This is a genomic window from Bacillus sp. B28 (assembly GCF_029536185.1).
GTDB classification, from domain to species: domain Bacteria; phylum Bacillota; class Bacilli; order Bacillales; family Bacillaceae; genus Bacillus; species Bacillus halotolerans.
Map to the genome: position 1 here is coordinate 1,992,754 of NZ_CP120511.1, position 13,945 is coordinate 2,006,698.

Annotated in this window: 5 protein-coding genes and 1 pseudogene; 1 reads left to right on the top strand and 5 read right to left on the bottom strand. The window is 44.4% G+C overall.

The genetic code is table 11. From position 1 onward, the window contains the following. The first annotated feature begins 34 nt into the window (after positions 1–34). Positions 35–295, top strand: coding sequence for a YnfE family protein (locus P3L57_RS09865; RefSeq protein WP_069486600.1), 261 nt, complete (start codon positions 35–37; stop codon positions 293–295). A gap of 394 nt (positions 296–689) precedes the next feature. Here P3L57_RS09865 and P3L57_RS09870 read toward each other — a convergent pair. The 5 genes and pseudogenes from P3L57_RS09870 to P3L57_RS09890 form a co-directional block, all read right to left on the bottom strand. After that, a pseudogene (locus P3L57_RS09870) lies at positions 690–803 on the bottom strand (NADPH dehydrogenase); the annotation flags it as partial. Between the two features lie 8 nt (positions 804–811). After that, positions 812–1,957 carry an alpha/beta hydrolase gene (locus P3L57_RS09875; protein WP_059291728.1) on the bottom strand — a complete coding sequence of 382 codons (1,146 nt, stop codon included), beginning with the start codon at positions 1,955–1,957 and terminating at the stop codon, positions 812–814. Positions 1,958–2,679: 722 nt separating this feature from the next. Then, entirely contained in the window at positions 2,680–3,951 is a 1,272-nt protein-coding gene (gene xynC / locus P3L57_RS09880) for a glucuronoarabinoxylan endo-1,4-beta-xylanase XynC (protein WP_069486601.1), read from the bottom strand. Positions 3,952–4,040: 89 nt separating this feature from the next. Further along, positions 4,041–5,579 carry a glycoside hydrolase family 43 protein gene (locus P3L57_RS09885; protein ID WP_069486602.1) on the bottom strand — a complete coding sequence of 513 codons (1,539 nt, stop codon included), beginning with the start codon at positions 5,577–5,579 and terminating at the stop codon, positions 4,041–4,043. Positions 5,580–6,052: 473 nt separating this feature from the next. Further along, on the bottom strand, positions 6,053–13,867 hold the full coding sequence (locus tag P3L57_RS09890; protein ID WP_069486604.1) for a non-ribosomal peptide synthetase: 7,815 nt from the start codon (positions 13,865–13,867) through the stop codon (positions 6,053–6,055). Between the last annotated feature and the right edge of the window lie 78 nt (positions 13,868–13,945).

A 13,945-nucleotide genomic window follows, 5' to 3' on the forward strand; every position in this document is an offset into this window, starting at 1 on the left:
ATCTAATCAGCGGCAGAACAAGGAGGTACAAGCTGTGGACGAAACATTGAAACAGTATATGTTGCTGTTCAAACAAAACAGCGACTTGGTTAACGGACCGGACTATCCAGGAAAGGAAAAAGATATCCAAAACCAAAAAGAACAGATTGAAGCCTACGAAAAACTTCTGCAGCAACGCTTTACCAGCGATTATGATTATGATGAGTTTGCTGATTCGGTGATCAAATGCGCATACGGTGATATGACATTGGAAGAGCTGGAAGCCGTTTATTATGGGTTGACTTCGCCATTTTAAAGTTTCTTAATCAGACTTGCTGAAGCTCAGGGTTTTGACACTTGAAATGAAAAGCAATCGAAATTGGTCAACCTGTAAGTGATTTTTTATTCTGTCTCACTAACTTAAGTATACTTTGTTATTGAGACAGAATTTCTTTAAAATTAATTACTTCCTAGAATATATATTATGTAAACTAAAATAAGTCGAAAATCTACACCATGGTTGTTCAGCCTCTCTTATGCCAGGATTATTCTCTGTATAAGAAAAAACTTTCATGGCCAAGACATAGTCGAATTCGGTCCTTTACAGTAGCTCACGAAAACAATAATTGTTTAGGTGCAATGAAATTTGACAAATCATTGCACCCTTGAGCTTTTAATAATATTCTATTTATCTAAATTAAAATCAATATTTAGAAACCAGCTTCATACTGTTTTGGAACCCATTCGTCAGTTGATTTTTTAAATTGTTTTGCTGCTTCCAATGCCCAATATGGATTGCGGAGCATCCCTCTCCCTACAGCAATCGGTAATGTCACTTGTTGCTGGTCTTCTTGATCAAGTCCACGCCATCGTATGCCAGACTCTCCACACTTGCAGCCTTCTGCAGTATGTAATGATCAAAAAAGTTCTTCGTATAGTCTGTAACAAGATTTCGCATCTCCATAGCATCCCGTTCGCCTCTGAGCTCCTCATAAGCACTGGTAAACACAATGTCGCAGTAATCTAAATGCGCAACACGATCAACAGAGAAATAATAGGTTTCCATGCTATTGTTAGCGCCAATTATCGCATTCATGTTATAGTTAGGTTCACAAAAAAGCAGCAAAAAGGGTTTCTTTAGGTCGCTGTCGAGAAGGCCGAACGCACCGCTATCCAAGCCAATCCCGCAGGCGAACCGGTCGTCGTCCCGGCAAACAATCGCCGTTGTAGGCCCTCCGTAAGAATGTCCGACTATGCCCATGCCGATATCAAGCAACAATCTGCGTTTAAAGATGGAATTCAGCTCTCCAGAGTCCAGTTTGTAAAGATAATTGGCTACATACCTTACATCTTCCGCCTGTAATTCACTATACTCTGTTAACTTGTCAAGTATCGGCAGTTGAAGCACGTTACGGCACATCTCAATGGCAGTTTCATCGTCAGGCCGCATTTCCATCTTACCAGCCAACGCCCGCATCTCCTGATCTTCAGAAAACGCCATAATGACATCCGAAAAATCCTTTGATACATTAAACAGGCGCCCATCTTTACGCTTATACATCGTGCTATTCTGATGCCCGATGCTTACCACAACATATCCCATGCTTGCCAAGTCTGTACAGATCACTGTACCCCATTCTGGAGAACCGCCCCCGCCGCAAACATAGAATAACACCGGATAGCGCTTTTCCTTCCCGGAGAGAGCAAGGTCGTCGTAACACTGGGTCTTGATATCTATAGAGAAAACATCCTTCCCTTTTAGATACGCAGTGACAAGTGGCTGCTCATGAAACATCTCGTAGACTTCAGGAAACATGTACGTTGATGTAGTCTTACCTTCGCTGCTGTCGGACGGATAGTACACAAACGCGGTCAATTCTCTTTTTGAGTGATCTGATGCCGTGTACTCAAAATCCATCTGGGTTCGGCCGACAGTATAGCCGCCAATTGGTTCTGGAAATGCGTCATAAGTTTTCATTCTCGTTTTCCCCCTTAATTAATAAAAGTGGCGAATGTGAAATACAAACATTGCTCTATAAGCGCTTTTCAAAACTGTGAAACTATTACATCCTATCTTCAGTAAATCATATCTACTCCCTGACTTTCTTGTGATCGCTAACAATTTCAGAATATTTATGATCTTCAAGCATCCCATGACCCATAAAGTCAGCGCAAAGTACTTACTTAATCTTATGTTGCAGCTTAGAGTCCTTAATATCGAATTCCCTAAAAAACATGACTAAATGAAACTGATTGACTCAAACATAAAAGAAATCAAGTCGTCGTCAATATCAGGGCGGAGATATCCATCAACCCTCAATCGGCGTAAAATGTCCTTGATTAAGGGGATGACTAGTCCTTTAGCACATTCAGATATATTTTAAGCAAAATGTCCTCAGGAATGTATAAAAATGTTTCAGTTAATACTTTTTGCCATCGAGAAGTATCTAAACTCTTTGGATCAATGTCTGGTTTTTCATAAAATCTGCTTCTAGCTATTTAACCACACCTCCAAATTAGGATCTATTAATGCTTTATCAAAGTTGGCGTATAATACAGCTAAAATATAACAATGAAAAACTGATGTCTCCCGCATGTAAGGCTTTAATGCTGTATGCTTCAGACGCAAGACACGAAAAAAGCGATTTTCCGATCGGAAAATCGCTCAATTTCAACGTGGTACGCTTGCCTTAGGTGCCTTTAACGATTTACGACAAATGTTGTCACGCTTTGAGCTGGAAGATGGGCCCAAAAATGATTGTCCGTTACTTTAAGATTCGTCCCAGGTTGAAGATTGCTGTTGCTGCTGGTGATCCATCTAGATACCTGAGAAGCAGATCCATTCTGCAAAACAAAGTTTTGGTTGACTCCTGTGTTGCTTTTGTTAATGGCAACAATAACGACCTTGTTGTCACCTTTATAGGCTGACACGTAAACGTTCGGATTAGGATTTTTCGTTGCATCAATCCTTACATATCCAGGGCGCACAAACTTTGAGAAATGAGCCATATTGTAGCCACGTTTGCTGATCGTGCCATCTTCTTTCATAGGACCATATGATCTTCGGATGTACCACCAAACATAAGCTTGAAAATCCCCTTCAACCATCGAATTGTGAATATGTTGTGAAACATCCAAGGCCTCGGGCCATCGATCCGCTGAGTTGTTATCACTGTTCGGATAGTATACTTCAGTCATCCAAAGGTCCTTCCCCGCTCCTTTTTGTTTAAAAAGAGGATAAGGGAATTGACTGACCTGAGTCCCATACAGGTGGGTTCCGAGAATATCCATATTGGCAAGAGCCTGAGGATCGTTCAAGATTGGGTCAGACAAATTCTTCAAGTATTGAAAAGACTCAGGTGCAATGACACGGGCATTTATCGAGCCTGCGTTTTCTCTCATAAAGCGAAGTATTTCTTGCGGCGTCCACCACGTCCACTCGTGAGCGTAATCAGGCTCGTTTTGGATGGAAATCGCATACAGATTCACTCCATTACTCTTCATGAAGGTAACGAAATCGTTAAGATGCTGCGCATATGCGGCGTACTTATCGTATCTTAGGCGTTTAGCTGATGTGTCACCATTATGATTGAAGGTCTCAACCATATTGCTTGGAGGATTCCAAGGAGAAGCGAAAACGATTGCCCCGTGTTTGATCGCGCTCTTTGCAGTTTCTACTTCTTTGTACCAATTATTTCTATTTTCATCTACATGAATTCTTAAGATCGAAAAGCCTAACTGATTCTGTCCATTGCCAAAAGCAGTTTCTCTTTGAGCAGCAGTTAAATCTCCAACCCAAGCCGGGTGGTTCATTCCTCCAAAACCGCGAATCACTTGTTTTTCTGCAGAAATATTAACTGTTACATCATTTGCCGCCAAGACCTCAGCAGCGCCTGGGCCCATTAACATTACTGACAGCATAGTGAAACATACCAATAGTAGACAAATTGTTTTTTTGACGCTCGACATCATTTTTTCCTCTCCTTCAATGTCTTTTACCGTATTAGAAAAATGTGTTCTGTCTGCTTTTATATCGCAAGCAAGCGGTGCCATAACTGGTGTTATCTTTGCGTAAACTGCCAGTAATCAACATTAAACAAGTTTCCTGTACCAGTTCCGGTAAATACAAAGAATACGTTGTGAATACCGGATGCGCCGCTTACCGCAGTTTCTATTTCTCTCCAAGATTGCGTTCCGCCTGTGGGAGGTACATTCAGGGTTCCTGCAAGCTTGCCGTTTACGCTATCGAGACGCACTTCTATTTTTCCTCCTCCAGCAGATGCTACATTTGCTTTAAACGTCCTGGCACCGCCTGACCCGAAGTCTGCATTTCCTACAGCAATCCAGTCTCCGTTATGAATGTTTGTGACATGTTGATTATTGACCGGCCCGCCGGGTGCTGAGGATGCCTCTGTCAAAATCCGTCCGTTCCAGGCAAACGTTTCCGCTTCTACCCGGTTATATGGATTCAAGTTGGAGAGCTGTTTGACCCCTGCAAAATTTGCCGCTACCTCTTGCAGGGAGCCATCTGAATTATGCACAAGCTTATTAATATGGGGAGAACGGTATCCTTTGCCGGCCCCGAACAGAGCGGAGCTGACAGTTTGAGTATGATACACCACATACCACTCGTTTTTAAAATTGAAAACAGCATGGTGATTGTTCCCACCGCCTCCGAAAAATGCTCCCGGATTTTTCAGAAAGTGCCCTCTATACGAAAAAGAATCCATAGGACTTGAGCTGGTCATATAGCCGATCTCACCTGGAGGTTTATCGGCCGGGTGCGCGCCCCCGAAATTGATACAATAAGAATAGTAATATTTTCCGTTATACTTATGCATTCCCGAATCTTCAAACATAAAAGGCGCATCAATCGTAGATGCACTTCCGGCAACACTGGTCATATCAGGCCCTAATTTCATGACTCTTGCTGTTTTAGGATTGGCCCATTGCCCCTGCGTGGGATTTGAACCGCCCGGAACGCCTCCGCCGGCATATAGGTAACCGGCACCATCATCATCTACGAATACTGCCGGATCAAAAAGCCATACAACACCGGACATTCCTGGCGTATTTGGCGTTACCAGCGCTTTTTCGATCGGATCTGTCCATGGGCCGGTCGGGCTGTCTGCGGTGAGAACCCCGATACCTCCGCCGCCGTTTGCGAAATAAAGGAAAAATTTATCCTTACCATTGATCTTTTTCACCGCGGCTGACGGGGCCCATGATGCTCCTGCCCACTTGGCAATCCCCCGGCCGCCATTCGCCCCATTGGCACCCGCTACGGGAATCGCTCCGTGATCTGTCCAGTTCACCATATCCGCTGAAGATATGACGAATATTTTATTCAAATTGGCAAATGAATTATCCTTAATCGTTCCGTCGCTATTATATTCATAGTCATCGCTTGACATATAGATGTAGACTCTTCCGTTATAGGTCAGCGCAAACGGATCTGCTCCCAAATGATGGTCTATAAGCGGGTTTGAATTCCCTGCATGTTTTGCAATTGTAGTACTGGCAGCATACGCAGACTTCCCAGTGAAGCAACTCAATAATAAAGCAAGGACCCATAAACATACGCAACATTTTTTAGACATAACTTAACGCTCCTCCTTTTTCTTTAAATTTGGGGATCTTTTAACATTTGAGGACAAATTTGCAGTACCGGCAGCAAAAGCAGACTCCGCAGTGAAGCAACTCAATAATAGAGCTAGAACCCATAAACATACGCAACATTTTTTAGACATAACTTAACGCTCCTCCTTTTTCTTTAAATTTGGGGATCTTTTAACATTTGAGGACAAATTTGCAGTACCGGCAGCAAAAGCAGACTCCGCAGTGAAGCAACTCAATAATAGAGCTAGAACCCATAAACATACGCTACACTTTTTTCTAATAACTTGACATCCTCCTTTTTCCTTAAAATGGATGATGATTTTTTTACCATTTGATGAAAACTGTTCATGGAGAATGCTTCTAGAGTAAGCCTTGCGAACACAGGAGTATGACTCCGCCTTTTTAATAAAAACGCCGCTGACTGCCAGGCCAGCGGCGTTTTACACTTGATCATTTACATTTTGTCAAACTTTGCGTCTCCCGCAAACGATCCCATTGACAGTTGTTCATCAAGAATAAGTCCTTGATGATGCCGTTCTTCAATCCTTTTGATAATAAATCGAATTGCATCCACATTTTCTTCGATATTATGAGGTTCAAAGATCGTCACGTGGTCTCCTTTTAATTTGTACTCAAGGTAATGCTGTACAGTTGATTGCGTCCATCCTCTATCAGTCAAATCGCCACACAACAAATGATGTATGTTGCTGTTAACGGCGCCGGAATTGATCAGTTCATTGTGATACGCAAGGTAGCTTCTGATTTTATCCTTAATCGAAGGAATGGTTAATATGTCTCGGTAGTAGTCCGGAATAATATCCATATTCAGATGGACGATCTCTTCAATTTCCGTTTCTGATGAATGCGTAACCGAAACAGTGATTTTAGAATCAAGCATGATCACATCTGATACGACGCGCTCTCGCTTCTCTAAGGCTTTGGCAACCTCAAAAGCCAAATTCGATCCCGAAGAATAACCAAGCAAAACAAAAGGCCCTTGTTCCTGAATGCCTATCATGCTTTCTGCATACAGGTCAACGATCTCTTTCTCATAAGACGGCTCTTCTAAGAAATCAGCCGCATAGACTGTGCAGCTGCCATCAAGTCTTTTTGCCATTTCATTATAAACGAGTCCATACCCAATTAAAGGCGGGAAACAGAACACAGGGATTGAATCTTCCTGGTTCAGCTTGACGAATACGTTATCCGTCTTGGACTCGAAGACCGCGGCTTGAATGGCGCGTGCCATTGTTTCGATGGTAGGAAAATCGTATACGGCTTGATAATGCATGTTGAGCCCCATACCGGCGTTAATTTGATGAATCAGCTGCAATACTTTAAGTGAATGGCCGCCCGCGTCAAAGAAATTATCTTTAATACCCGGGTCAGTGAGACCTAAAATGTTCTTCCAAATCTCGGTCAGCTGCTTTTCAATTAACGTTTCGGGTGCTGCGTATTCGGTTCCGGTGAGCCTATTTCCCTCAGGAGCCGACAACGCTTTTCGATCAATTTTTCCATTAGCGGTTATCGGCATCTTCTCTACTTGTACAAAATAGGCTGGGATCATATACGTAGGCAGTTTGTTCAGCAAATGCCGCTTCAGCTGCGCTGTATGTAATGATTCATCTCCGGTTAAGTAGGCGCACAGCTGCTTGGAGCCCTCTTCTTCAATCGCGATGACGACCGCTTCTTTGACAGATTCCAGTTGCAATAAAACCGCTTCGACCTCGCCAATTTCAATCCGGTAGCCCCGGATTTTCACCTGATGATCCATTCTTCCCACATACTCGATATTGCCGTCGGGAAGCCATCGGGCGACATCTCCCGTTTTGTACATTTTTTCGCCTGCGGCAAACGGGTGTTCAACAAATTTCTCGGCCGTTAATTCCGGGCGGTTCAAATATCCTCTGGCTATGCCGGCCCCGCTAATGTATATTTCTCCGGGAACGCCGATCGGCACTGGCTTCATCCCCCCATCCAGCACATAAATATTCATATTGGCCGCAGCCGTACCGATTGGCACCGATTCTCGTCTGTCTTTCTGCGGATCAAAGGAATAAATCATACATCCGACGACCGTTTCCGTTGGCCCGTATTCGTTAAAGATTTCAATTTGATCTTGAAATCGCTCGCTGATGCTCCGGGCCAAACTCACGCTTAAATTGTCGCCGCCTACAATCAGTTTCCGGATCCTGCACTCATGGGGAATGTTCATTTCATTTAATAACTGCAAATGAGCGGGAGTCAGCTTAATAATATCCACTCTGGCATCCTGTACGATAGATGAAAGCAAGGCTGCCCTGTCTTCTCCTCCGAAGACTATGATGGCATTGCCGCTTACGAGCGGTGTAAAAATAGACGTTACCGTTAAGTCAAAAGCGATGGAGGAGTACAGTGGGAAGTTGGTTTTTTCTCCCTTGACATATACGCTGTCAGCCCACCAAATATAATTGGTTAAGCCGCGATGTTCGATTAATACGCCTTTGGGCATGCCTGTGGAGCCCGATGTATAGATCACATATGCTAAATCCTTCGCATCGCTGATCCGTTCAAGATTGGAGTGCTCTTCGTGATAAGAGCTTTCCTCATCCAATAGAACGATCGTGCCCGCATGTGTAAATCGCTGCCGAAGATGGTACTGTGTCAAGATGATCTCGGCTTTGGAATCTTCTAATATATACTGTATGCGGTGCTTCGGATAATCCGGATCAATAGGTACGTAGGCGCCGCCGGCTTTTAATACAGCCAGTATTCCCACAACCAGATCGATGCTATGTTCGCTGATGATGGCTGTGAGCCGGTCTGCCCTTACACCCTTGGCCCTTAACGTTCGAGCCAATTGATTAGCCCGTTCATTGAGCTGCCGATACGTTAGTTTCTCATCTCCAAAAACAATCGCCACCTGCGCCGGCGTTCGCTCAGCTTGTTCCTCAAACAATTGATAAAGCGTCTTTTCCTTTGGATAATTCGCGGCCGTATCATTACATGCCTCTATAAGAAGCGAACGTTCATCCGCCGTAAGTATATCCAGGTCCTGGACGCGAATCGCCTGACTGTTCACCATTTGCTTAATGATTTGCATAAAATGCTCTTCCATCCGCTTGACGCTTGTATGTTCATAGACGTTGCCATTGTACACAAAATGAATTTCGATATTCCCCGCCGGCATGACAATAAAATTGAAATCGTAATGAGTGTGCTCTTCCACATGGAAATTGGTAATGTCCAGTGCGTCACGATTCGGTTTCATATGCTCCATTTGTTTCTCGACCGGATAATTTTCAAATACCATGATATGACTGATCAGCTGCCGCTTTTGTTCGGTTTGAGCCTGAATTTCATACAACGGAAATGTATCATACGCCTGAGAAGCCAATGCCTGCTCCTGGCTCATTTTCAACACTTGTTCCACAGTCATTCCAGGCTGAGCGGTAATACGTACGGGAATGGTGTTGATAAATAAGCCGACCATGGATTCAATACCCGGAATTTCTGCCGGGCGGCCGGATACGACCGACCCGAAAACGACATCCTGACTGTTGTTGTATCTTTGCAGCAATAGGCCCCACGCGCTTTGAATAAACGTATTCACGGTGACGTGATGCTTGCTTGCAGTCTGCCTGATTTCTTCTGATAGCTGCTTTCCGAGCCGGCATGCAAGCCTTTGTTTTTGATATCCCTCGGCTTGGTTTGAGACAGATTCTTTCAGTAAAACGGTTTGTCCTTCATAACCGTCCAAATATTTTTGCCAATAGGCTGAAGCGTTCTTATGATCCTGGTCTTCCAGCCATTCGATATATCGGCTGTACGGGGTGACGGCTTCCTGCTCGGGTTTTCTTCTATCAAGGAGCTCATAATAGGTTTCAAACACTTCTTTCGTAACAAGAGGCAGACACCAGCCATCCATTAAAATATGATGAAAGCTCCATATCAATCGGGCTTGATCATCCTCTGTACGAAGGATTGATACGCGCATTAACGCATCTTGGGTAAGATCGAATCCTCTTTCCTTATCTTTTTGTACAAAGTCGGCAATCAATTTGCCGCGTTGTTCATCTTCCATGTTTCGAATATCTTCAACGGTTATTTCGATCGGTTTTTCTCGGAGGACAATCTGCAGAGGCTGATCTTTCCATTCGGTGTAAAAATGAGTCCGAAGAATCTCATGTCTGTCTGCCAGCTGCGACAAACTCATCGTAAATGCTTCGATATCCAAATCGCCTTTAAGATCAAAAGAGGCTTGTTCAAAGTAAGCTCTGGAAGCCGCATCGATTAAGCTGTGAAACAGCATGCCTTTCTGCATGGGAGTTAAAGGATATATATTTTCAATGTCGCCAATATGCTTTGTTTGCTGAGCAAATTGATCTAATTCTGCGATTGTTATGTCTTTCAGTGAAATATCGCTTGGCGTCAGCTGAATTTGCTTTTGGGCTGTACAATGATCGATGACTTCTTTTAGGCTGTTCTTTAGGAAAGCGGCGCATGTTTCCATTGTTTCTCTTCGATATTGTTTACCGCTGTAACTGATGGCCAATGACAGCCGGCCGTCTGAGATCATACCGTTGATGTCAAGCGTATAGGCAATGGGATGTCTGTCGCTTGCAATTTTCCCTCCGGAGTAAGGAGATACCTCGATGCCTCCATTTTCGAAATCTTGATCAAATTGACCGAGGTAATTGAAGCTGATTTCCGGATGAACGGTCAAGTCAGATGCCTTCGGATGATCGGACAAATATTTAATCAGGCCGTATCCAATTCCTTTTTGGGGAATCTGACGCAGCTGTTCTTTCACTGTCCTAATCCGCTGTGAGATGTCCTGGTCTGCCTGAATTTGAAGAGAAACCGGGTATTGGCTTGTGAACCAGCCCACCGTACGTGAAATATCAAGATCTTGAAAGATAGATTCCCTGCCGTGTCCTTCCAGATGAACAAGAATCTCTTCATGTCCAGTCCAGCGATGAACAGCCGTACAGAGTCCGGTCAGCAATAAATCGTTAATGTCAGTCGTATAGGCCCGGTTCGATTTTTTCAATAAACATTCGGTTTCAGCCTCTGTCCATTGGACGATGATGATTTCCCGGTCTTCGGCTATACCGCTCTCCTGTTCATTGTCCTTTGGCAATTTATGCTGCGGGATATGCAGCTGCCCGAACCAGTATTGATTTTCCGCTTCAAAATCTGCGCTTTCTGCATAACGTTTCAATCGTTCAGCCCATAACAGGTAGGAATCCGTCTTCTTAGGAAGTGTGATCGCTTCTCCGTTTTTCAGCTGTTCATAAGCTAACGTTATATCCTCAAGTAAAATCCTCCACGATACGCCATCTACGACCAGATGATGAATCGCGATCAGCAAATGGTCTCCATCCTGACATTGAAACAATCCCAGTTTCATGAGCGGGCCTTCGGCTAAATGGATGGATTGCTGAATGTCATTGGATATCGATTCTATCGTTTGGGCGGGATTAATTTCTTCGAGTAAAGAGAATACTTCAAGGCTGAATAAATCTCCTTCATCGATTCCCCGGTTTCGGGCTTCGTACCCATGGTCTGTCGGAACATAAACCATGCGCAAAGCATCGTGATGCTCAGCGATCTTCTTCATGACTCCCCGAAGCTTTGATTCATCCAAACCCTCTTTAAAATAAAGCATAACGGATTGATTATAGTGGTGCGGATCAGGGTATTGCTGGGCAAAAAACCAATGCTGAATCGGTGTCAGAAGTGTCGGACCTTTAATTTCCCCTTGTTCTGCGATTTGGGTGACCGGCTCTATAAAAGGAACTACCCCGGAGATCGTCGGGTGCTTGAACAAGTGTTTGATGTCTAGTTTATAACCGGATTGATATAAGCTTGAGGTCACTTGGATCGATTTAATCGAATCTCCCCCCAGCTCAAAGAAATGATCGTTGATTCCGACACGTTCTGCGCCTAATACCGACTCCCACACTCCTGCCAGTATTTTTTCCAGTTCTGTCCGCGGAGCTGTATAGGTATTGCCTGTGAGATTTCCGGTTGGAGCAGGCAGCGCCTGGCGATCTATTTTTCCGTTGGACGTAAGCGGCATCGCTGTCAGCTGTATGAAATAAGCAGGTATCATATAGGCAGGAAGCTGACGGGACAGATGTTCCCGGATCTCGCCTGCGGTTAAAGAATGCAGTGCGGTGAAATAGGCGCACAAAGTCGTTTCCCCGTTGGTTTCTTGTGCGATAACGAGAGCTTCTTGAATCGGTGGTATTTGAAATAATGCGGTTTCGACTTCACCAATTTCAATGCGGTAACCGCGGATTTTCACCTGGTGGTCGATCCTTCCGAGGTATTCAATGTTACCGTCCGCAAGCCGTCTGGCCAAGTCTCCCGTCCGGTACATTTTCGCCTCTTGTACAAATGGATTCCGTAAAAATCTTTCCGCTGTTAATTCTGGCCGATTCAAATATTCTCTGGCGATACCGTCCCCGCTGATATAGATTTCTCCCGGGACGCCGATGGGCACCGGCTTCATACTCTTATCCAGCACATAAATGTTCATGTTGTCCGCGGGGGCTCCGATCGGAACTGATTCCCGTCTGTCGTTTTGCTGATCAAAGGAGTGAATCATACAACCGACAACTGTCTCTGTCGGCCCGTATTCATTAAAGATTTCGATTCTGCCGCCGAATTGCCCGCTGATGTTTCGGGCGAGCCGCGTGCTTAAATTGTCGCCGCCAACAATGAATTTCCGAATGGTGCATTCAGGAGGAATGTTCATTTCTTTTAATAACTGCAAATGAGCCGGGGTCAGTTTGATAATATCCACCCTCGAATCGTGCACAATGGAATCAAGCAAGGCCACCTTATTTTCCCCTCTGTAGACAATGATGGCATTGCCGGTAATAAGCGGGGTAAAAATAGACGTTACCGTCAGATCAAAAGCGATGGATGAATATAGCGGAAAGTTGGTTTTTTCTCCTTTGACATACACTCTGCGGGCCCACCAAATATAATTGGTTAAGCCCTGATGCTCAATTGCCACACCTTTTGGCTTGCCTGTGGAACCTGACGTATAGATGACATAGGCCATATCCTTCGTACTGCTGATCGGTTCAAGATCAGAGCCGTCTTCATGGTAAGAGCTTTCGTCATCGATGAAAACCATTGTGCCGGCCATATCCAATTGTTTTCGGAGATGGCTCTCTGTCAAGATAATATCAGCTTGGGAGTCTTCTACTATATACTGTATGCGATGCTTCGGATAATCCGGATCAATTGGCACATAGGCCCCTCCCGCTTTTAATACGGCCAGTATTCCCACAACCAGTTCGATGCTGTGTTCACTGATGACGGCGGTGAGCCGGTCCGCCCTAACGCCCTTGGCCCTCAAGGTTCGGGCTAATTGATTGGCGCGTTCATTGAGCTGGTGATACGTGAATTGCTTTTCTCCGAGAATAATGGCTGGTTGATCCGGTGTTCGTTTCACCTGTGCTTCGAATAACTGATAAATCGTCTTATCCCGCGGATATTCAGTTTTCGTATGATGATAGTCAGCGAGAAAAGTATTAGTCTCCGCTTCAGACAAGATATCCACTTGGCCGAGAGTGAGGTCGGGCTGGAATAACATGATAGAAAACAGACGATTTAAATGCCTGATCACCTGTAACATATACTCGCGGTCATAAGCTTGTTCATTAAAAAATAACTTTACATCAATCGTGTCTTCCCTCATAGCAAACTGAAATAAAGCATCTGAAGCAGCCGTTTCTATGAAACGATCAGAATGGATTTGCTCTAATGAAACAACCGTATGGATGATCGGTAAATGATTTGTATTATAGTTCAGCCGCAGCTGTCCGGCCATTTTATCAAAAGGAACGTCCTGATATAAGATCGCTTCGTCCAGCGTATGTTTCAGTTCATGGAATATCGATTTAAACGTACTGTCGGCATTGATATTCTGCTTGATTAACATGAGCTGATCTAAACGAAGATCTTCATCAGTTTCGTCTTCAAAGGTTGGAACGCCTGTAATCCCGCTCTCTTCCCCCGTGTATTTGTACAACAGGGATTCAACTCCGATCAGGAGAACCAGATAAACGGCCATCGGCGTTTGATTTGTCATGGTCAGGATGCGCCGGGATACATCTGAACTCAATGAACTGTGAATACAGTCAGATGCACTCGATACATCACGCTTTAATGTTGAGTCGGACATTTGAAACGAAGGGAATGCACTGGGACGGTCTTCCGTGTGAAACATGCGGCCCCAGAACAACTCCTGTTGTTTGAATTCTGACATTCATATCCCTCCAGTTGGTTTCATTCCTGTTTTGAAGGCGGCTGGCGGCATCCGCGGCATTTGTGCCGGGACAGCCGC

Bases quoted from the DNA above. Each gene is read 5' to 3' on its own strand.
- P3L57_RS09875 (WP_059291728.1), bottom strand. From the start codon at position 1,957: ATGAAAACTTATGACGCATTTCCAGAACCAATTGGCGGCTATACTGTC.
- P3L57_RS09890 (WP_069486604.1), bottom strand. From the start codon at position 13,867: ATGTCAGAATTCAAACAACAGGAGTTGTTCTGGGGCCGCATGTTTCAC.
- P3L57_RS09885 (WP_069486602.1), bottom strand. From the start codon at position 5,579: ATGTCTAAAAAATGTTGCGTATGTTTATGGGTCCTTGCTTTATTATTG.
- xynC (WP_069486601.1), bottom strand. From the start codon at position 3,951: ATGATGTCGAGCGTCAAAAAAACAATTTGTCTACTATTGGTATGTTTC.